This window comes from Runella sp. MFBS21, assembly GCF_029433105.1.
Taxonomy (GTDB): domain Bacteria; phylum Bacteroidota; class Bacteroidia; order Cytophagales; family Spirosomataceae; genus Runella.
The window spans coordinates 130871-153124 of record NZ_JARNTW010000007.1 but is presented as its reverse complement, the minus strand read 5'-3'; the positions used below and the strand labels follow the sequence as shown (position 1 = coordinate 153124).

Below are 22254 nucleotides of genomic sequence, written 5' to 3'. Positions count from 1 at the left end.
AGCAGAAAAAGAAGAAATAAATGGCTTGAATGAAGAGGCAATATCTAATCTTCTACGCGAGATTCGAAGAAGTATTCACGGGGAGTTTGTTGTGTCATTTTTTTGAAGGCACGATTAAAAGCCGTCTTGGAGTTAAAACCCACCTCAAATGCAATAGCCAACATGGTATATTGCCGGTTTCGAGGGTCTTCAAAACGCTGCTTAAATTCTTCGATCCGGTATTCGTTGATAAAATCAAAGAAATTTTTGTCGTACCCTTCATTGATGACTTTAGAGAGAAGATGCGGCGACATCTTTAGTTTAGAGGCGAGTTCATTGAGGGTTAGGCCAGCATTGGTATAGGGTTTTTGTTTATTCATAAAACCCTCAATTTTTTCTTTGTAGCTGTTGAGATTTTCCAGAAGCTCAGGTTCTTTTTCAATCAGGGGAGTCATTGCATCCTGAATCACTACCGAAGGCGATTCGTTGGGATTTAAGAATGGAATAGGTTGATTGGGGAGTTTGAAAATCTCAGGTTGGTGAATAGCAAAATACCCTAAGAAATAGGGAATCGTAGAGAAAGCAAGCCAAATAGTATCGATACTTTTGAGCACAATAAACCCTGTATCAATGCCCAAGAAATAACCAATACAAAAAATGACCCCCGAAAACAGCCATAATGCTAAACACACAGCCTGTAGCACAAGCACCGTAGATAGGTATTGGAGGTTTTGTTCGTAAGAGGATTGGGTAGTATAAAGCACCCGGTAGCTGCGAATCACCCTACGACACGATAACCAATAATAAACGTTGACAATCCATGCGATACTCCCCATACCCCAAAAAAGCCATACCAAATCAGCTTCGCGGTTTACAATCTTGAGTTGAAGGCTTTTCTCTTCCATAAAAAAATACGGAAGATATAACATCAACTGAACGCCCGGCAGTACAAAATGCCCCCACCATTTGGCGGGAAGTTTGGAGGTCTTGAAAAGTAATTTTTGAATATAAAAGTAAAAGAGAGGCGCGTAGAGAAACAAAACAAAATCAGGCACTAGCAGCAATTTGGTATAATTTTGAGCCACTTCTTTATAAGCACTTACGACCCTAATAAACACAATCAACGCACTAAAGCCGAGCGCTACCACCAGCCACCGATTGGCTGGACGGTTGTAATCTTGCATAGAAGTAATGGCAATAATCAATAGCAAACTCTGAAATGCCGAAAACAACAACAACAAATCATAGACTGAAATAGAACGAAAAGTACCTGAAAGGTCTTCCCAACTGATGATTTTTACTTCAATGTTGTCATTATTAGTTACTTCTTCGCGATATAACAGCCTATTGGGAAGGGTTTTCCCATTTTCTCGACCTTCTACTGTGTCCCAATCACCTCGCGTAAATTTATATTCAATACGCTCTAAATCAGATACAATCGTAACCCGATAAGTGCCATCAACTTGTGGGCTAAGGCGGTGGTATTCGTCGCCAGGATCCCATTTGTTGAAGTTTCCTGTAATATAAAGGGTGGCATCCTTGGGAGTATTGGGAGGGATTTCGGTCACTACAAACCGATACGTAGAATGTGACTCCCAACCGTCAAGTTTTATTTGGATAAGTTTGGGATTGGCCTCTGCTGATTGCTCATAAGTACGGTCAGGTCGGCTATTTCCGTGGGCATCTCCTTCTGCTAATCCCCAGCTTCCTTGCGTAATTTTATACTTAAAGTGACGAAGTGTATCAGGTAAATTCAAGAAATAAGTACCATCTTCTTGACGCTTAAATTCATATTTGAGGTCGCCAGGCTGCCAATTGTTGAAATCCGAAGCCAGAAAAAGGCGGTGGTTTCCCGTTTTGAAAGGCGCGTGTTGGATTACTTCCATCCTGATTTGGGATTTCCCCCAAAAAGGTACAAGCCAACACAGCACCAACCCAACGATATACCTCATTTTTATCAATTTTTACACAGCCACTGGTGCTTTGATGGCAGGCCAAGGGTTGTAGTTTTCAAGCGTAAAGTCTTCAAATGAAAAATCAAATACACTTTTTATCTCTGGATTTAATTTCATCACGGGCAACACTCTCGGTTCACGCGATAATTGCAATTCTACTTGCTCCAAATGATTGAGATAAATATGCGTATCACCGCCTGTCCAGACAAAATCGCCGTACTCAAAACCACACTCTTGGGCAATCATCATCGTCAATAAAGCATAACTTGCTATGTTGAACGGCACTCCTAAAAACACATCAGCACTACGCTGATAGAGCTGACAAGAGAGCTTGTTGTCTGCCACATAAAACTGAAACAAAGCATGGCAAGGGCTTAAAGCCATCTTAGGCAAATCTACTGGATTCCAAGCAGATACAATGATTCGGCGCGAGTCAGGATTGTTTTTGAGTTGTTTCAATACATCCTGAAATTGGTCAATCACTCGCCCGTCGGGAGCTTCCCAGCTACGCCATTGTTTGCCATATACGGGGCCCAAGTTTCCGTCGGCATCGGCCCATTCGTCCCAAATACTCACGCCATTGTCTTTGAGGTATTTGATATTGGTATCTCCCTTCAAAAACCACAAAAGCTCATGAATAATGGATTTGGTATGCACTTTTTTGGTAGTAACCAGCGGAAAACCGTCTTGTAAATTGAAGCGCATTTGATACCCAAAAACACTAATAGTACCCGTACCCGTACGGTCAGTTTTGCGAGTACCGTGGTTTAAAATATGGCGAAGTAAGTCGTGATATTGTTGCATGAAAAAATTTCTAAAATCTAATTTTTATTCAAACATAAACCTAAAATCGTAATCCGACAATACGGGGTTGTCATCTTTATCATGACGTTGGAATGAATGCCTCCTACTTATGCAAAGGCTAATATGGTTTAAATCAAGGATTTCAATGGTCTTTTCTGCACTCTCTCGTTCTAGGAATGAAGCTAAGGGATTCGGTAAAATTTTATGCTGTATATAGTCATATACAAAATAACGATTGTATTGATAATCAGCGCCATCTGGCCTTAATAGTTTTTCCTCAAAATCGTCATCTTTTGCTTCTTGGCAATGCTTACAAGCAATGTACAAATTCTCCCATTTACAAACTTCTTCATAAAACGCTGGATTTGTTTTTGGATGAAAATGGTCAATGGTATCATCTCCTCTTTTCAGGGGAAACCCGTCACAGTATGAGCAATGGTCATCAGTCATTGCCTTCAAATCAGGTAAAAGATGTTGGTTTAGTGTTTTGCCTTTTACTTGCGGCCATTGAAACTTGAACAAAGGTTTGGCTTTGGCTAAACGTTTTTGAGCATATTCCTCGCCATAGACCTGCCAAAGGGGTTTACCATCTTTTATTACTGTTAAAATTTCAGGGGCTTCGCTCCGATAAAATCTTCTCATACACTCGTCAATGAAAAATCATGATTTGTAAGTCTTTTCAATTGGCGTAGCTCCATGCCAAGAATACTGTCTAATTCGGTACTTTGTCCAGAAAGCTCACTTATAATGCTGCGCAACTTTTGACTATTTTCTTCATTTTGAATAGAAATAAACTCCTCTTTAATCTTTTGAAAATCAGACAATTTCTTCTCTACCTCTACTCCAAAACGCTTCTTGATTCCAAATATCTCTTCCAAAATGTAGTCATAACTGTTCGCATCTTCTGACAAGATTGGAGGACCTGCCAAAACGCTGTAACCATCTTTTTTCTCAAACCGATGCACCCAAGCACCATCTACCGAACCCACCACAAAAGGAGAATGAGTTGAAATAAAGATTTGTGCGTTTTTGAACAACTTTTGAACAACGGGCAAGATTTTTCGCTGCCATGCAGGATGCAGATGCACTTCGATTTCGTCCAATAACAAAATAAAATTCCGTTCCAAAATAGGCGTATCATTCACCCATTTCAGTCTATCCATTCTCATCAATAAGTCCCCCATCCAGCTCACCATGGATTTCAAGCCGTCGGCAAGCTGAGCAAAGTTTAGCAATTGTCCATCAACCTTGATTTTTACCCCTAAAGGATCTTCTTCTAAGTCAAATTTCACCTCAGATTCAATGATTTCGCCTAAGGCATTTTCAATGATTTCAATAGTATTTCGGTATTGCCTTGCTTTCTGACTGTCCCCTTTTCCTTTGGCTATGAGTTCACGTGTTTGGATATTGACTAGCCATTGAAAAAGGTTTTGCGGATTAATTGAGTTTGTAAAGTCGTTTGCTCTATACAGAGGTTTATCATTAATTTCCTGAATCCCTGTCACTTTAAAATCATTAATTTGACGATATCCCGAATAAGCTAAAATGATAAATTCAAACTCAACCATATTTGATTCTGCTCCTATCTTACTATTGTATTCATTAAGTATCGGCCCCCAATGGTCACTACGAAGTTGTCCTTGGTTTAAGTACCACTTCATAGGTGGTGAGGAGACAGAATATTGGATAGTAAAAGAACTCAAAGGTTTTGTCGTCCAAAATTTATTGACAATTACTTCTCCACTGGAAAATTTAGGAAAAGACAAACACTGCAAAATGGTACTTTTCCCTGTTCCATTCTCACCTGTAAGAATGTGAATTTCAGCTTTATCAACTTCCTTCTTTGGGTTAAAACTTATATCTATATCTCTAAAAGGCCCAATCTGTGCGACTTGTAATCTCTCAATCCGAAAGTTTTCCATTGGATTTGTGGTTAATTCTGTTTCAAAATAACAAAAAATGCCCCGCTATTACTAGCGAGACATTTCTGAAATCTTACACCAACACTCCCCATTTTGGTCTAATCACGATACTTGACCAAGTATTGCCTAAAAACATACCGCCTCTCCCAAATCGCCGTTGTGTATCTACAGAAATTGCCATGAATTGCAAAATTCCCCTAATGCTCTAAGATACGCTAAGTGTAGTGTTGAAACTATCCCAAAAGACAAAAACGACTTTTGGTGATTAGAATATAACAACTTTGTTCGTCAGAAACCTATCTTTGTCAAATATTGTAGATAAGCCCTCTAAATAAACCTTGTATGAGAAAAATTATTTCATTTATGCACATATCGCTCGACGGTTTCGTAGCAGGCCCCAACGGTGAAATGAATTGGATTGTCGTTGACCAAGAAATTTTTGATTATGTTGGTCAACGCATTAGCCAAGGCAACACTGCATTATATGGAAGAGCCACTTACCAGATGATGGAGAGTTACTGGCCTTCGGCGGGCGACAAACCTGATGCCACCAAACATGACATTGAGCATTCACGGTGGTATAACAGCGTCCACAAAGTTGTTTTATCCAATACCCTAAAAGACGCTGATTTGACTAACACTACAATTATTAATGACAACCTTGCGGACAGGATAAATGACATAAAACAACAAGAAGGTGGAGATATCTTACTTTTTGGCAGTCCCACCGCCACACATTCACTGATTCAGCAAAATTTAATCGACGGTTATTGGCTATTTGTTAATCCCATTATTCTGGGACAAGGTATTCCTTTGTTTGTAGACATCAAAGACCAAATAAAACTAAAACTAATAAGTACCCGTCAATTTACTTCCGGAGTAACCGAACTCAACTACGTACTAGACAACCAATAATGCCCCCCAACAAGGGCTATGTAGCTACATCGAATTCATTAAAATCAACCCATAACAGAACTATGAACGATACCATTCTGCATGATGAACGAATCGCAAAAATGACTTTTGCTTCTGTCTATCCACATTATGTGACAAAAGTTGAGAAAAAAGGCCGAACCATAGACGAGCTCCATAAAGTAATCCAATGGCTTACAGGCTTTGATCAAAAAGCCTTACAAAAACTCATAGATGAGAAAGCAACATTTGAACAATTTTTTCAGGAGGCAACTCTAAACCAAAACGCACATTTGATAACAGGTGTGATTTGTGGCTATCGCATCGAAGAAATCAAAAACCCATTAACCCAAAAAACGAGGTACTTAGACAAGTTGGTAGATGAGTTGGCAAAAGGCCGAAAAATGGACAAAATTTTACGCACAATTTAATATGAACACAAAAGTATTATTTCTATTGATTCTATAATATGTATATAAAATGAAAATCATTTTATTTTTTTTGTTAACAGCCCTTACGCACCATTTATTAGCTCAAACAAAACAACAAATCGTTGCTTCAACCATTGAAAAAGTAACCATTTTCTCAAGCGGTGGGCAAGTGACAAGAAAGGCAAAAACAAGTATTTCTCCGGGCAAAATTGTATTAGTCTTTTCAGGGATTTCACCCAACATTGACAAACAAAGTGTTCAAATAAAAGGCGAAGGCAACTTCACTATTCTATCTGTTGTTCATCAAAACAACTATTTAAATGAGCAAAAAAGGCGTGAAGAAACCAAAGTTTTAGAAAATCAAAAAGAAACCCTTAAAAAAAAGGCGAAGATAGAAAAAAGCACTTTGGCCGTTTTCAAAAATGAGGAAACCATGCTCCTCAAAAACCAAGAAATTAAAAGCTACAATACAGGCATTAAAACAGCTGACCTGAAAGAGGCGGTAGATTTCCACCGAAACCGACTGAGTGAGGTATTTTTAAAACAAATAGAAATTGAAGCCAATATCCAGAAATTAGACAGTAGTATTCATAAAATTGACCAACAGCTAAAAGCCCTCAACCAACCCAAAGACTTTGCAACAAGCGAGGTGTTAGTGACGGTTTCGGCCAAAGAAAACATAAATGCTAACTTTGAACTAACCTATTTTGTCAAAGATGCAGGTTGGTTTGCCAATTACGATTTAAGAGTAAAAGATATTACAAACCCAATTGATTTAACTTTAAAAGCCAATATTTTTCAAAATTCGGGCGAAGATTGGAAAGATGTTAAACTCACTATTTCAAATGGAAATCCCACAGAAAGTGGCGTCGCACCTTCTTTACAACCGTGGTATTTGCGCTTTGGTTATCCCTCAAATGACAATCTAAAACTATTGCAAAGTCGCGTCTCAGGAATACCTTTGGGTGAAAAAGGGAAAGAGGTAGCAGGTAAGGTAACTGATAAATCTGACGGAACAACGCTTGCAGGTGTGAATATAACAGTAAAAGGGACTAGCATCGGGACCGTGACTGATGCCAATGGCAACTATTCATTAAGGCTCCCCGAAAAGGCCCAAAACTTAGTTTTTTCGTTCATTGGTTATATAAATGAAGAAGTTCCTATCAATTCAAATTTGATAAATATGGCATTAGTTCCCGATCAGCAAGCCCTCCAAGAAGTAGTGGTGGTAGGATACGGTGGTACAAAAAGTGCAAAACCAAAAACGCGAAGCAATAGCCCCATTCCACTAGAAACTACCGAAAAATACCAAGCTACTACTCTAAATTTTGATATCGAAATACCTTATACGATTTTGAGCGATGGAAAGGTTTATACGGTTGATATTAAAAACCAGACGGTACCGGCTCTGTACGAATATTTTTTAGTTCCTAAATTAGAAAAAGCGGCTTATTTGACCGCAAAAATTACGGATTGGCAAGAACTCAACCTTTTAGACGGCGAAATAAATTTATTTTTTGAAGGTGCATTTTTAGGAAAATCCATTTTGGATGTACACCAGGCAAGCGACACACTTAATATTTCTTTGGGAAAAGACAAAAGTATTGTTGTGGATCGAAAAAAACTGAAAGAGTTTTCAAGCAAACAGTTTTTGAGTAGTTATAAGACCGAAAATAGAGCCTATGAGATTTCGGTAAGAAACAATAAATCACAAAGCATCCAGGTGGTTGTACAAGATCAACTTCCCATTTCTACTACCAAAGAGATAAGCATTGAAGAAGAGGATTATAAAGAGGCCATGTTTGAAAAAGATACTAAACTCCTTACTTGGAAATACGAACTCTCGCCCAAAGAAGAAAAAAAACACACGTTCAAATACCGCGTCAAGTATCCTAAAAATCAAATAGTTGTAATTGATTAAGCTATATCAACGCTAATAAATCAACCAACGCCGCTTAATTCACTCTTCGGGACCGCTAAAGTATCATAACTACTTATGCTAAAAATAAAAACCTATTTTGAGAGACTTGGTTTTGAAGGAGATGACCTTGAAAAAATACTAAGCGCTTTTGAATTACGCCATTTCAAAAAAAACGATTTCATTGTGGATTAGGAGTTTTCAGCTCAGCAATTTATATATTAGCTCAGGCAGAACTATGGTTATTATAATTTTCTCTATTTTTGGTTGGTAATACCTCCCCCACTTATCTGACATAAGTGGGGGTTTTCCCTTCTCTTATTAACAGTCATATTAAAAAAACATTTAAAATGAGCAAATTAACAACTGTTCTATTTGTATTTATTACCCATCTATGTCTTGGACAAAAAACCCTTTCATTTGCCGACTCCATTCGTAAAGCGCACCTTATTCCCGAAATTAGCTATGCCGTTATCGATAGTAAAACCACATTGGAAATTGCCGCTTTAGGCAAACACTCTGTTGCGCTTCCAGATACAGCCACCCTAAACGACCGATTTCACATTGGCTCAAATACCAAAGCCATGACCGCTTTTATCATTGCAAAATATGTGGAAAAGGGAAATTTAACATGGACTACCAAACTTTTTGACTTATTCCCAGAATGGAAAACAGAAAGTAAAGCCGAGTACGCGAACATCACACTTCAAGATTTACTCTCTCACAAAGCAGGTATACAGCCTTTCCAAGGAGAAAACGATCCACAAATTCCCGATTTCAAAGGCACAAAGCAAGAAAAAAGGAAGCAATTTGGGCGATTTGTGCTAACCTTAGACCCCCTAAAGCTCGACGAACAGCATCCATTTGTTTATTCAAATGCAGGATATACTTTGGCCACATTAATGGTAGAAAAAGCAACGGCTAAGAGTTGGGAAGAATTAGTAGAAATTGTATTTAATAGAGATTTAAAATTGGATGTAAAATTTTCTTGGCCCGAAAACCAAAAACAAAAAGATACATGGGGACATAGCTTTGACAATGAAAAACTCACTCCTATACCTTCAACCGTTGATTATCATTTAGATTTTACGGAGCCAGCAGGCGACCTAAACATTAAGCTCAAAGATTACATCAAATTTGTTCAACTTAATTTGGAAGGACTTAAAAGTCATAACAATTATCTTAAATCCGAAACATATTATTTTATTCATAAGGGTATTAAAAACTATTCAATGGGCTGGTATAATATTTATGAAAACGGAAAAGAGCTTTCTACACATTCTGGGACCGCAGGTACCTACTACACCCTTGTGCATATAGATAGACTCAACCATAAAGCTTATATTATTTTCACTAACTCATTCAGTCCGAATACTCAGCAAGGTGTAAGGCTTTTGATGCGAAGACTTAAAGCAAATTATGGAGGATAATTTTTTTAAAATGTATAACAACCTATTATTAAACAAGCATACAAAACAATCACATGAAAATTTTCTTCAAAGTTTTTTTGACACTTATAGTATCTATAACAATTTTTAATTGTAGTTCTCCGAAGAAGTATGGATTCAAATCCAAAAAAATTTATAAATCAGAAGATTTAATAATAACTCAGATTTCTGAAAATACTTTTGAACATACATCCTTTAAACAAACCAATGATTTTGGGTATGTTCCTTGTAATGGCCTTATTGTGAGAAACAGCAATGAAGCTATTATTTTTGATACGCCCACCAACGACCAAAGCGCCGAAAAATTGATTAAATGGGTCAATGAATCACTTCATTGCAAGATAAATGCCATTATCCCGACCCATTTTCACGACGATTGCTTAGGTGGACTAAAAGCTTTTCATAACCAAAATATCCCATCTTATGCCTATTTTAGAACCATCGAACTTGCTAAAGAAGATGGACTTGAAGTTCCTAAAAATAGCTTTATAGATTCACTTATTTTAAAAGTAGGAAATGAAACTATTGTAGCAAAATCATTTGGTGAAGGTCATACAAAAGACAATGTGATAGGTTATTTCTCAAGCGAAAATGTAATGTTTGGAGGATGTTTAATCAAAGAAATAGGTGCTAGCAAAGGATATTTAGGGGATGCTAACGTGGCAGAGTGGTCAGGCACCGTCGAAAAAATAAAAAAGCAATATCCGAATGTTCAAATTGTAGTCCCGGGACATGGAAAGTATGGAAACAAGAAATTGCTTGACTACACCATCGGCTTATTCAATACACAAGCATTTGGAAGTCAGATGTTCAACAAAAATCCCTAATCAGCTTGCTAATAAATTAAAAAGGCGTTGACCAAACTTCCGCTTTGTCAACGCCTCAGTTAAGGATATTCTAAAAATTAAATATTCCCTTTTTTCTTTTCTTTTACGGCAAAATCAGCCGCACGAGCCGTAAGAGCCATATAAGTAAGCGAAGGATTTACGCATGAGGCCGAAGTCATACAAGCGCCGTCGGTCACAAATACGTTTTTGCAAGCATGCACTTGGTTGTTGCCATTTAAGACCGAAGTTTTAGGATCGCGACCCATACGTGCCGTTCCCATTTCGTGAATCGCCATTCCAAGCCATGAACCACGGTCGTTGATTTTCACATTTTTTACACCTGCTTTTTCGAGCATCTCAGCGGCGTCGTTGCCCATATCAACGCGCATTTTACGCTCGTTTTCTTTCAGTTCAGCATCAAATACCACCAATGGCATTCCCCATTTGTCTTTTTCTTTGAAGTCGAGATACATTTTGTTTTCGTGGTATGGGAGGGTTTCGCCAAATCCACCCAAGCCCATCGACCAAGGCCCTGGTTTGGTGAGTTCTTCTTTGAAATCAGCCCCAAAACTCAATTCGGCTACATTGCGCTGCCATCCCGAACGGCTTCCGCCACCTTGGTATCCAAATCCACGGAGATAATCGCGCTTATCATTGCCGATATTGCGATAACGTGGAATATAAATACCATTGGCCCGACGACCAAAGTAGTATTTATCTTCGTCGCCTTCCCAAGTACCACTTGCTCCGACACGGAAGTGATGATCCATGAGATTGTGACCAAGTTCGCCACTATCATTACCAAAACCATTAGGAAAACGATTAGAAGTAGAATTCAACAAGATAGCAGTAGTACCCAAAGCCGAACCACATACAAAAATCAAGCCCGCATTATAGATTTTTTCCTCCAAAGTTACGGCATCAATAACACGCACCCCCGTAGCTTTTTTCTTGTTTTCGTCATAAATCAAATTGGTCACTACCGACTCAGGACGCAAAGTAAGACGTCCTGTTTTTACGGCAGGAGGCAACGTACAAGATTGCGTACTAAAATAAGCCCCGAAAGGACAGCCCAAAGAGCATTTGTTACGAAACTGACAAGCAGCCCGCCCGTTGTTGATTTGAACAGTGGTAGGTTTTGACAAATTGGCCACCCGCCCAATCGTCATTGTACGGCCAGGAAAATTCTTCTCAATGCGTTTACGTACTTCCTTCTCCACGCAATACATATCCATAGGTGGCAAAAACTCACTATCGGGAAGTTGAGGAAGTCCTAGTTTTTCGCCCGAAATCCCCGCGATTTTCTCCACATAGCTATACCAAGGAGCAATGTCTTTGTAGCGAATAGGCCAATCTACTGCAACGCCGTCCTTCAAGTTGGCTTCAAAATCGATGTCACTCAATCGATACGACTGACGTCCCCACATGATTGATTTTCCACCTACGATATTAGGGCGATACCAGTCAAATCGTTTTACTTCTTTATAAAGTGAATCAGAGTCATTCATCCAGTACTTTTCGGTCATCTCATTGTAGGGATAATCTCGACTCAACTTTGGATGGGTTTCTTTTTGTTCCATGGTCAGGCGGCCATTATATTGGGTCTGCCAAGGGTCTTTCATGGCGTTTTCGTAGCCGCTTACATGTTCGAGTTTATGCCCTTTTTCGAGCATCAACACTCGCAATCCTTTCTCTGTCAACTCTTTGGCAGCCCAGCCACCACTTACCCCCGAGCCAATCACGATGGCATCGTAGGTCATTTCTTTTTGGGAATCTATATTTAAATACATTTCGGTTTAAGGGAATTTGTGGTTTGTGTTGTGTAGCTTCTCTTCAAACACTCCCACACGTGACACATGAATACAGAACTTCTACTAGCTTATAAAGCCCAAGCTTTTTGACCAGGCTTAAGCGGTACACATCCTTCAAATCTGCCCGGAATCGGTAGATATTCTAGCGCTTGCTTAGCTCCGATTTCAGACGTAAAATAGCCTGTTACGGTCAATTCTTTCATTCGTAAAAAGAAAGGCTTATCATTGGACGTTGTATGCTTTACCATTTCGATTTTTTGGGTACCATTAAGTTCACTAAATCCTTTCCCAAACTTCGATTTACTTTCAGAATTGAGCTTTGTAAGACCCGTATAAAACGCCTCTTGGTCTTCTTTGGGATAGCAGTCGCGCATTACTCTGACGATAAACTTCTCAACGCCCGCAGCCTTAGCTCCTGGAGTAGAAGTAGTGGGGATAATCACATCAGCTACTTCGGCCAACAAAGCCTCTTGTTCGGCGGAGACGAGTACACTTTCCCCTAAATTAGTTTTTTGGCCCAATACACCGGCCATGGTTGGAGCAGAAATCATAGTCCCCAAAAGGAGGGCAACCTGCTGAATAGCATCTCTACGGTTCATGTTTTTTCGGGTGGTTTAGTAATGATAAAGAATGAATCGAGTCAATCTTACTAGCTCGGTTTCAAAAAACTATGCAAATAATAACAAAAGCCCAAAACTAAAAAATAACCCTTCAAATTCATGAGGTAGCTCACCGAAATAGCTACTGTCTGCTACCTCTTATAGGGATATCTATCTACTTGCTTGGTGTTCACTCCCTGAGTGAGTTTTTTTGATATAATATTTGAAAAAGCGAAATTATTAATCCAAAAATCACGTTATTTGTACTATATAGACTACCAAAGCCCTATTTTCCTTTGTAAACTTGTAGTTCTACAACTCTTATAGGCAATTAAGCAAGTCACTAAGCCGACCCACTTTAGTTATTTGGTATATCTCTTCACTCATCTGCTTTTTTTGTTACTTCCCAAAAAAGCAGATACAAACACCCAAGCAAAAGAAAAATATGGCCAGTTCACAAGAAACTTTCAGTAAAAAAGAACGCGAAAAGAAAAAACTAAAAAAGAAGAAAGACAAGGAGGAAAAAAAAGAAGAACGGCAAGCCAATGCCAAAAAAGGTATGTCGTTGGATGATATGATTGCGTATGTTGACGAAAACGGCAACCTTACAAATACTCCTCCTGACCCCCGCAAAAAGAAAACTATCAATACCGAAGACATTCCAGTCGGAATCTCAAAACAAGAAGACATCGATCCTGTAGAAACTGTCAGAGAAGGAGTGGTAAGTTTTTTCAACGAACAAAAAGGGTTTGGTTTTATTAGAGACCTCAAAACCCAAGAAAGTATTTTTGTACACGTTCATGAACTGTCTGGCCCTATCAAAGAAAACGATAAAGTCACTTTTGAAGTAGAAATACGCCAAAAAGGGCCCAGTGCCGTTTCGGTCAAAAAAATCAGTTAGCATTCGTTGATACTCTCATAGCAAACGCCTCCAGAAGTGAATTCTGGAGGCGTTTGCTATTTTACACATCCAATACCCTCATTATCAACAACATATCATTCATTCACACGCATATAAATGAACATTTCTCTTTTTTATTTCAATACACAAATAAATATCGTTCAAAAAAATAAAAATATTTTCCTATTGCTGTAAGGAGTTTTGTGTACACTGTTTGTCTTTATGATAAGTTACTCAAAGTTTAACAATTCCCACAGGAAGTTGTCATAAAGAAAGAAACATGGAGCAAGTCTATCCCGACCACAGCGACAACAAAGGCTCTACCCCTTTTGGAGAATCTCTTCCTCCTCATGCCGCTTCCGAGAATTATAGTTCTCATTTTGAGACTGATGATGAGCTGTTTATTCGAAAAACACTCGAAAAAAATCTTCGTTTAGGTGTAGAGTTGCTCTACAAGAGGTACTATCAGCCGATGTGTACTCATGCCGTCAAATTTGTAGGTTCAAGGGCAACAGCCGAAGACTTGGTATCAGAGATTTTTTTTCAATTTTATACCAAACAGACCTTCCTCGAAATCGACACCTCTTATCGTCTTTACTTATTTCGAACCGTACGCAATCGCGCCTACAATTATCTTCGTTGGGATTTGGGCCGCAAAGCCGACCTACTCGAAGCATCCCAAAAACCCATTTTGGACGAATCCCAACCTGACCAAATCAGTCAGTTTGAAGAATTGTATCATGACGTGGAAGAAGCCGTCAACAAACTTCCTCTTGAACGCCGTCGAATCTACCTCATGCGCAAATTTGAAGGAAAGAAGTACCAAGAAATCGCCGACGAACTCAACCTCTCTGTCAAGACGGTAGATGTCCAACTCAACCGCGCCAGTCAGTATATCCGCAGCCTCCTCAAAGACAAGTGGATGCTCTCCCTTATCAGCTTGCTTTCAAGTCTTTTCTTTTAAGATTTGGTAGCGTCTCTATGCTTTGACCGGTTTTTAAGAACTATTACTCTAGTGCATCAATGAAGGCAGAAATCAACAAAGAATTCATATTTAGCTATTTGTCAGGTAAGACATCGGCTTTACAAAAACAAATGGTGGATGAGTGGGTAAAACAGCCCGCCAACGAGGAGTTGTTCTATAAGTGGCTCGTCGAATACGAATATCAGCATCCGCAATACCTCACCCAACTCCCCGAGGCTCTCAAACAGTTTCATGCCTATGCCGACAAGTTTGAAGCCGATCCCACTTATGAAATCTTCAAAGAAACAAAGGCCTCATTAAAGTCTTCACCGAGGTTTTGGAATACACTCATGATAGCTGCCTCTTTAAGCCTCACTTTGATAGCATTAGGGTGGTTTTTTGAGGACCATATAGTGTATCAAACCCACTCGACTACGTTTGGAGAAACGCGCTCTATTTTGCTTTCGGACAAGACCCAAGTTACGCTCAATGCCAACTCTTCGCTTCGGGTGCCAAGGTTTGGATTTGGAGCAAAAACCCGCGAAGTATTCCTAAAAGGGGAAGCAAATTTTGCTGTCACACACCAAACCAACAATCAAAAATTTGTGGTTAAAACAGATAAAGATTTTGAAGTAGTGGTATTGGGGACGGAATTTACGGTCTATTCTCGCCAACAACGCGCCAAAGTAGTCCTCAACAAAGGCAAAGTACAGCTACGCTACCAAGAAGGCCAAGCTCAAAAGCAGGTCATGATGAAACCTGGCGATCTAGTAACCCTCGACCAACGCAATCATTTACAACAAATCGTAACCTCACAACCCGAAAAATACGCCGCTTGGAAAGACCATCGATTTGTGTTTGATGATACTACCCTAGAAGAATTGGGCAAAATCATGGAAGAAAACTACGGTCTCAAAGTCAAGATTGAAGACCAAGCATTGGCCAAACGCACTCTAGTAGGCTCTTTCAGGGCTGAAAATGCCGACGAACTTCTCGAAATCATTTCTCAAATCTTCAATATCAATATCGTCAGAAATGGCGACTCAGTAATACTTACCGATCATTCAACTGCCCCTTAAACCCTTTTTGTAAAATGAAGGAAAACCTACACAAATCATGCTGGATGGGGATATTTCTCCTTTCGCTGCTCTTATGCGGACGACCTAGCTGGGCTCAAACCTACGCCAGAGCTCATCAACTACCCAAAAAAGCGGAAACCCTCTCCGCTCCCACTACGCTCAAATTACGCGATGTACTCAAAGATTTAAAAAGCAGATACCACGTCGATATTTTGTTTGAGGGAGGGCTGATTGAAGGTATCACCGTTTCTTCTGATTTAATCAATCCCAATGCTCAACTTGAGCAAAATTTAGAGCAGGTCTTAAAAGCCACGGGATTGGGTTACAAAAAAGTCAAAGATGGCTCATACGTGATTTTAGAAGCCAAAAAAGCAAAAAAAACGGCTGCTGCCGAAGCCCGATTTCAGGAGAGTATCAGCCCCGAAATCTCTACCGAAAAGCCCCAAATTGCAGATATTCCGCTTCTAAAAACGTCGACTCGCATCGAAGTCATAGAGCAAGCAGTCAAGGGTAAAATAGTGGATGAAAAAGGGCAAGCTTTGCCTGGCGTGAGTGTTCTTATCAAAGGTACTCAAAGAGGCACCACTACCAATGCCGAAGGCGGGTTTCAGTTGGAAGTCCCTAGTTCCTCTTCCATATTGGTATTTAGCTATGTAGGTTATGAAAGCAAAGAAATAACCGTTGGCAATCAGACCAATATCAGCCTTGCTTTAGCCCCCGAAAGCAAATCGCTCGGTGAGGTAGTAGTGACGGCGCTCGGTATCAAAAAACAAGCCAAAAGCATAGGCTACGCCACCGCCACTGTAGGTACCGATGAAATGACGATAAACCGTACCGCCAATTTCATGAATGCCCTTCAAGGCAAAATGGCAGGTGTCAATATCACTTCGCTAGGCTCTGGTCCTGCGGGTACGAGCAAAATCAGGATTCGGGGTCAATCTTCTTTTGGAGGCAACAACTCCCCTCTTATCGTAGTAAATGGGGTGCCAATTGATAACACCAACAACGGAGCGCGCGGAGACGTGTCGGAAAGAGGAAGCAACCGTACCTCCGACGGCGGCGACGGCCTGAGTAGTATCAATCCCGACGATATCGAAGCCATGACCGTTTTGAAAGGCGCGGCAGCTTCGGCGCTTTATGGCTCACGCGCAAAAGATGGCGTAATCATGATTACGACCAAAAGCCGTGGCGCTGGCTCAGGGGTTTCGCTCAGTTACAATTCCAACTTTACTTCCGAAACTCCGCTCGATTATACTGATTATCAATACGAATACGGGCAGGGTGAAAATGGTGCTAGGCCTACCGCTCCTTTTCCTACCTCTGGACAATGGAGTTTTGGCGAAAAATTCCAACCTGGCATGACCCAAATTCTATTTGATGGGGTGCAAGTACCTTACGAGCCACAGCGTAACCAAATCACGAAATATTATCAAAAAGGATATACTTGGACTAATACTCTCTCTCTTTCGTCGGGTGGAGCTAATGGCGGCTTTAGCCTTTCGATTTCAAACCTCGACAACCGCACCATTTTGAGAGGCTCAGGCTACGACCGCCGTACTGTCAACCTAGGCTTTACACAAACATTGGCCAAGAAATTGACCGTATCGGGCAACGTCAATTACTCAAACGAATTTCGTAAAAATCCACCCAACATCGCCGAGCAAGATTATAGTCCCGTGGTGATTTTCAACATGGCTAATTCTATGCCGCTAGATTTGTTGGAAAAATACGCCGAAGATGCCAACGGAAACGAAACTGTTTGGTCGAGATTTACCAACCGTACCAATCCTTATTTTGCCCTTAAGCGTTTCGACAATATCCACAACGACCGTATCTTTGGAAACCTCACAGCCCGGTACAATTTTACGCCTTGGTTGTTTTTGCAAGGTCGTATTGGACAGGATTATTACTCACGTGAGCAAGATTACAATCTCCCAACGGGTACCCAACGCCAGCCTGCCGCACCTGCGGGCTTCGTGAATGGGCAATATGTACAAGATGCTCGCAATGTACGCGAGCTCAATGCTGACTTTTTGTTGGGTGCCAATCGTACTTTTGGGGCGATTGGAATCAATGCCAACGTAGGTGGCAACCAAATGTACCGCCGCATTAGCCGGCACAACGTGTTTGTCCAAGATTTTTATACAAGAGGCCTGTATACGATTGGCAACAGCCGTCAACGAGATGCCGTTTATGATTTTTCAGAAAGACAAGTTAATTCATTATACGCTTCGGCAGAGGTGTCTTACAAGGATTATATCTTCTTGAACGGAACCGTCAGAAACGACTGGTTTTCAACCCTATCTCCTGCCAATCGCAGTATTTTATATCCGTCAGTTACGGGAAGTTTTGTCTTCTCACAAGCTTTTGCTACTTCTTTACCCACTTGGATTAGTTTCGGTAAAATCAGAGCTGCTTACGCTGAAGTGGGTAGCGATACCGACGTTTCGCCTTATGCCAACAACTTATTTTACAACATCAATCCCCAGCAATTTCCTTCACCAACTGGTGTAGCTCAACCACTCGCTAGTATCAATGGCTCAACAGTGCCCAACGCCAACTTGCGCCCCATGCGAGTCTCGGAAAAAGAGTTTGGTTTTGAACTCAAATTGTTCAACAACTTCTTAGGAATCGATTTTACGTATTACGACAAGCTTTCATCTGACCAAATACTACGCGCACAGACTTCCAATGCAGGTGGCTATTTAACCCAACTCATCAACGTAGGTCAAAGCCGTAACCAAGGAATTGAAATGCTTTTCAATTTAAACCCCATCAGACGAGATGATTTCAGCTGGAACGCTATTTTCAACGCCGCTTACAATAAAACCAAAGTGCTAAATCTTGGAGAAGGAGTAAGCGACAACATGATTACGGTAGGTACTGGCGATTTCACGGGAGAGCTTCGCCAAGTGGTAGGTCAGCCGATGGGGCAATTGTACGGATTTGGGTATTTAAGAGATGCCCAAGGCCGTCAGGTGTTTGACGCTGGTAATGGTCGCCCATTGCGTACTCCTACCCAAATCGCATTTGGCAGCGCACTTCCTTTGTGGGTAGGTGGTATCACCAATAGTTTCACTTATAAAGGCATCAATCTTTCGTTTTTGATTGATTTCAAACTAGGTCACAAGATGATTTCGGGTACCAATCACAACGCTTGGCGCCACGGTTTACACAAAGCAACCCTCGTAGGGCGTGCCGAAAACTTTGTGATTGGCAATGGTGTAAACCCCAACGGGGAAGTTAATCAAACCAAATCGGGAGTACAAGCTTATTACGAAACGGTACGTTCTCAAAACATCGCCGAGGAGTTTGTGTACAACGCGGGCCTTTGGCAGCTTCGCCAAATCACGCTAGGGTATGATTTTTCAAAATTCTTGCCTAGTTCGTCACGCTTTGTAAAAGGCATCAGACTGAATGCCGTTGCCAACAACGTGGCAGTTCTCAAAAAATGGGTCCCTAATATTCACCCCGAGCAATTTGGATTTCCTTCCGACAACCTGATTGGCCTCGAAGCGACAGGTTTGCCTATTACTCGCAATATTGGATTTAACCTTAATGTTAAATTTTAATTCATAAAAACGACTCAAAATGAAGACATTAAACAAATATATTGGTGCGACCCTAACTAGTTTGTTTCTATTTGGGTGCGACAAAGGATTTGACGAAATGAATGTCAACCCCATTGCCCTTACGGCGGTAGAGCCAAGTTATCAACTCAATACGGCCATTGTAAATACCGCTCCTGCTTACGGTAATTTGAGTTATGAGACAACTATCGTAAAACAAATGATTACGCCTTTTAGTGGTCAAGGTTCGGCCGCCAATTTCAACCAAGACAATCGTTCTGTAGCAGCCGGCAATTGGAATACATTTTATCAGACCAATATCAAAGAGCTAACGGATGTCATTGCCAAAACCAAAGATGTACCTGCTCGCTCCAACCTCTACAATATGGCTCGGATTTGGCAAGCCTATAGTTTTATGATTCTTACTGATACTTACGGAGACATTCCTTATACGCAAGCAGGAAGAAGCTACTTAGAAGGCATTGCCACTCCCGCTTACGACAGTCAAGAATCGGTTTATAATGCTATTTTGAGCGAATTGGACGCAGGTTCGGCGGGACTAGATGCCGCCAAAGCCAAAGTAGCAAGCGATTTGCTTTATGATGGGGATGTCGTCAAATGGAAACGCTTGGGCTATTCTTTGTTGTTGAGAGCGGCCATGCGCCTTTCAAAAGTCAACCCCACCAAAGCCGCCGAATACGTAGCCAAAGCCGTGGCAGGAGGGGTAATGCAATCCAACGCCGACAATGCCATCATTCGACATAATGCAAGCTTTACCAATCCAATAGGTTCTCAGCTCAACGGTGGACAATCGGCTTTCTTCTATTTGGCGGAAGATTTTGTGAGTTATTTAAGCAAAAACAACGACCCACGCCTAGCTTCGATTGCCGTGCGTTATGTAGGAGCTACAAGTGGAGCGCAGCAAGTAGAAGCCCGCGCCAATCGTACGCCTGCAGTTCAGATTGGTGCTCCTCTTGGGTACGACAATACCACTATCAGTTCGGCGGTAGCTGCCCAAAAATTGGCGAGCCTATGGGATTATAGTCAATTGGACCGTACACGCATGGCAAGTCTGACGGCGCCGAGTTTTTTGATTACTTATGCCCAAACCCAGCTCCTACTCGCCGAAGCTGCCTTTAGAAAATGGACAACTGGCGACCCCGCTACTTTTTATAGTAACGGTATCAGAGCCAACATGCAACAGTTTGCGAGCTATGGAACCAATACCGCTATTGCCGACGCCGCGATTATCACTTATGTACAAGCCAATCCACTTGCTACGGGTAAAGAATTAGAGCAAATCAACACCCAATATTGGGTAGCTACTTTTTTAAATGGTCCCGAATCGTGGGCCAATTTTCGTCGCAGTGGGTTTCCGATTCTTACTCCCAATCCTTTTCCGGGTAGCGATCTCAAAACGGAGCCTTTTATTCGTCGTCTGACCTATACGGATGCCGAGCTGAATGTCAATAAGGTAAATGTGGAGCAAGCCATAAGTCGCCAAGGCCCTAATCTCCTCGATACCCGAATATGGTGGGACAAAAAGTAACACCTTTATTTAATATTTATCATACAAACCCCGCCCCAAAGAGCTGCCTCCAAGTAGCCCTTTTACATAAATCCTAAACCTATTTTTTTGATGTCAGACCCTCTGTTTATTTTATCCGTTGGTGTAGTTATTGTGGTTGGCGGTATTATTGGCCTCAAATTACATCCTTTTTTAGCTTTATTGTTAGGGGCATTTGTAGTAGCACTACTCACTCCTGCCTCCGTGATTGAGCAATACGCCCTAGCCAAAGGTACCACTCCTGCGGCTGCGCTGGCGCTGTCTAAAAAAAGTATTGGCGAGCGTATTGCCACTGAGTTTGGAAATACTTGCGCCAAAATCGGTATTTTGATTGCAATGGCCGCAATCATAGGCAAATGTATGCTTGAAAGCGGCGCCGCCGAGCGAATCATCCGTTCGATGCTTCGCTTGACAGGCATCGAAAAAGCGCCAATTGCGTTTCTGGTGAGTAGCTTTTTCTTGGGCATTCCTGTTTTTTTTGATACGGTTATCTTTCTGATGATGCCTCTCGCCAAAGCCATGACTCTCCGCATCGGGAAAAACTACCTTTTATTGGTACTTTGTATCATGGCGGGTGCAGCCATGGCCAACTCCCTTGTTCCCCCTGCACCTGGGCCTTTGTTTTTGATTGGCGAAATGCACATTCCCATTGGCTTGATGATGATTGCCGGAACGGTTGTGGGACTTTTTACGATTACTTCTGGCTATTTCTTTGCTCTTTGGGCCAACAAAAAATGGCCTATCGAACTTCGTGATTCTTTAGATGCCAAGCTCGAAGATATTAAATCTATTGCGGCCAAAGAAGATAAGCATTTGCCTGCATTAGGAGTGTCGTTGCTGCCTGTCATGATTCCATTGGTTTTTATTTGTGCTGATACTGCTATCAACGCGCTCTATAAAGCGGCTGATATTCAAGCGTTTTCTCCCTTGGTACAAAATTTCATCGCGTTAGTTAAATTTTTTGGCGATAAAAACATCGCGATTGTTACGGGGGGAATTGTGGCTCTATTGATTTTGGCCCAGCAGAAAAAAAACAACAAAGACGGCCTGACACCTTTTGTGCAAGCCGCCCTTATGAGCGGAGGGGGGATTATATTAATCACCGCCGCTGGAGGAGCTTTTGGCGGAATGCTCCAACAAACAGGCATCAGTTCTCGCATTGCCGATATGACCAAAGAATACCAAATGGCGCTTATTCCGTTGGCATTTTTGATTGCGGCAGTGGTACGCACGGCACAAGGTTCGGCCACGGTAGCACTTATTACGGCTTCGGGGATACTATCAGGAATGGCTAGCAATGCCAACTTAGAGTTTCACCCTGTATATCTAGGATTAGCGATTGGGTGTGGCTCAAAGCTTGTGCCTTGGATGAACGACGCTGGCTTTTGGATTATTTGCAAACTCAGTAATCTTACCGAAAAAGAAGCTCTTAAAACTATCTCACCCTTGTTGGTTGTAATGGGACTTACGGGTCTGGTAGTGATTATAATTGGGGCTAAATTGTTTCCTCTGATCTAACAACTAATCTCCCTCTTTTTTCAAACTACATTTCTCTAAAATTGAAAACA

17 protein-coding genes are annotated in these 22254 nt (G+C 41.1%); 11 read left to right on the top strand and 6 right to left on the bottom strand.

Features of this window, described 5'->3' with window-relative positions; all coding sequences use genetic code 11:
* Positions 1–44: 44 nt before the first annotated feature.
* Genes P1X15_RS16200 through P1X15_RS16185 form a run of 4 tightly spaced genes read right to left on the bottom strand, consistent with a single transcriptional unit; the run spans position 45 to position 4660 of the window.
* On the bottom strand, positions 45–1931 hold the full coding sequence (locus P1X15_RS16200) for a helix-turn-helix domain-containing protein (RefSeq protein WP_277339175.1): 1887 nt from the start codon (positions 1929–1931) through the stop codon (positions 45–47).
* Between the two features lie 12 nt (positions 1932–1943).
* The gene (locus P1X15_RS16195) at positions 1944–2738 is read right to left on the bottom strand and encodes a thymidylate synthase (RefSeq protein ID WP_277339174.1); all 795 of its coding nucleotides are present in this window, start codon (positions 2736–2738) and stop codon (positions 1944–1946) included.
* A gap of 24 nt (positions 2739–2762) precedes the next feature.
* A complete protein-coding gene (locus P1X15_RS16190; protein ID WP_277339173.1) occupies positions 2763–3380 on the bottom strand; it encodes a hypothetical protein in 618 nt (205 codons plus the stop codon).
* The gene (locus P1X15_RS16185) at positions 3377–4660 is read right to left on the bottom strand and encodes an AAA family ATPase (RefSeq protein WP_277339172.1); all 1284 of its coding nucleotides are present in this window, start codon (positions 4658–4660) and stop codon (positions 3377–3379) included. Before P1X15_RS16185 ends, P1X15_RS16190 begins: the two co-directional genes overlap by 4 nt.
* A gap of 342 nt (positions 4661–5002) precedes the next feature.
* Between P1X15_RS16185 and P1X15_RS16180 the strand changes: the two genes are divergently transcribed.
* The 5 genes from P1X15_RS16180 to bla all read left to right on the top strand — a co-directional run bounded on the left by P1X15_RS16180 (position 5003) and on the right by bla (position 10196).
* A complete protein-coding gene (locus P1X15_RS16180) occupies positions 5003–5575 on the top strand; it encodes a dihydrofolate reductase family protein (protein WP_277339171.1) in 573 nt (190 codons plus the stop codon).
* Positions 5576–5637: 62 nt separating this feature from the next.
* Positions 5638–6003: a DUF2200 domain-containing protein gene (locus tag P1X15_RS16175; RefSeq protein ID WP_277339170.1), complete on the top strand. Its 366-nt coding sequence runs from the start codon at positions 5638–5640 to the stop codon at positions 6001–6003.
* A gap of 49 nt (positions 6004–6052) precedes the next feature.
* Positions 6053–7924, top strand: a complete 1872-nt coding sequence (locus tag P1X15_RS16170) for a DUF4139 domain-containing protein (RefSeq protein ID WP_277339169.1) — start codon at positions 6053–6055, stop codon at positions 7922–7924.
* A 347-nt stretch (positions 7925–8271) separates the two neighbouring features.
* On the top strand, positions 8272–9351 hold the full coding sequence (locus tag P1X15_RS16165; protein WP_277339168.1) for a serine hydrolase: 1080 nt from the start codon (positions 8272–8274) through the stop codon (positions 9349–9351).
* Between the two features lie 53 nt (positions 9352–9404).
* Positions 9405–10196: a subclass B1 metallo-beta-lactamase gene (bla, locus tag P1X15_RS16160; protein ID WP_277339167.1), complete on the top strand. Its 792-nt coding sequence runs from the start codon at positions 9405–9407 to the stop codon at positions 10194–10196.
* A gap of 77 nt (positions 10197–10273) precedes the next feature.
* Here the strand turns inward: bla and P1X15_RS16155 are convergent, their stop codons facing one another.
* Positions 10274–11986, bottom strand: coding sequence for a GMC oxidoreductase (locus P1X15_RS16155; RefSeq protein ID WP_277339166.1), 1713 nt, complete (start codon positions 11984–11986; stop codon positions 10274–10276).
* Positions 11987–12075: 89 nt separating this feature from the next.
* Positions 12076–12606, bottom strand: a complete 531-nt coding sequence (locus P1X15_RS16150) for a gluconate 2-dehydrogenase subunit 3 family protein (protein ID WP_277339165.1) — start codon at positions 12604–12606, stop codon at positions 12076–12078.
* 445 nt (positions 12607–13051) lie between these two features.
* Here P1X15_RS16150 and P1X15_RS16145 point away from each other — a divergent pair, with 445 nt between their 5' ends.
* The 6 genes from P1X15_RS16145 (at position 13052) to P1X15_RS16120 (ending at position 22204) form a co-directional block, all read left to right on the top strand.
* Entirely contained in the window at positions 13052–13507 is a 456-nt protein-coding gene (locus P1X15_RS16145; protein ID WP_277339164.1) for a cold-shock protein, read from the top strand.
* A 280-nt stretch (positions 13508–13787) separates the two neighbouring features.
* Entirely contained in the window at positions 13788–14471 is a 684-nt protein-coding gene (locus tag P1X15_RS16140; RefSeq protein ID WP_277339163.1) for an RNA polymerase sigma-70 factor, read from the top strand.
* Between the two features lie 59 nt (positions 14472–14530).
* Positions 14531–15550 carry a FecR family protein gene (locus P1X15_RS16135; RefSeq protein ID WP_277339162.1) on the top strand — a complete coding sequence of 340 codons (1020 nt, stop codon included), beginning with the start codon at positions 14531–14533 and terminating at the stop codon, positions 15548–15550.
* A gap of 14 nt (positions 15551–15564) precedes the next feature.
* Complete coding sequence (locus P1X15_RS16130; protein WP_277339161.1) at positions 15565–19122, top strand: SusC/RagA family TonB-linked outer membrane protein; 3558 nt, start codon at positions 15565–15567, stop codon at positions 19120–19122.
* A gap of 19 nt (positions 19123–19141) precedes the next feature.
* Positions 19142–20668: a SusD/RagB family nutrient-binding outer membrane lipoprotein gene (locus P1X15_RS16125; RefSeq protein ID WP_277339160.1), complete on the top strand. Its 1527-nt coding sequence runs from the start codon at positions 19142–19144 to the stop codon at positions 20666–20668.
* A 90-nt stretch (positions 20669–20758) separates the two neighbouring features.
* Positions 20759–22204: a GntP family permease gene (locus P1X15_RS16120; protein ID WP_277339159.1), complete on the top strand. Its 1446-nt coding sequence runs from the start codon at positions 20759–20761 to the stop codon at positions 22202–22204.
* Positions 22205–22254: the final 50 nt, after the last annotated feature.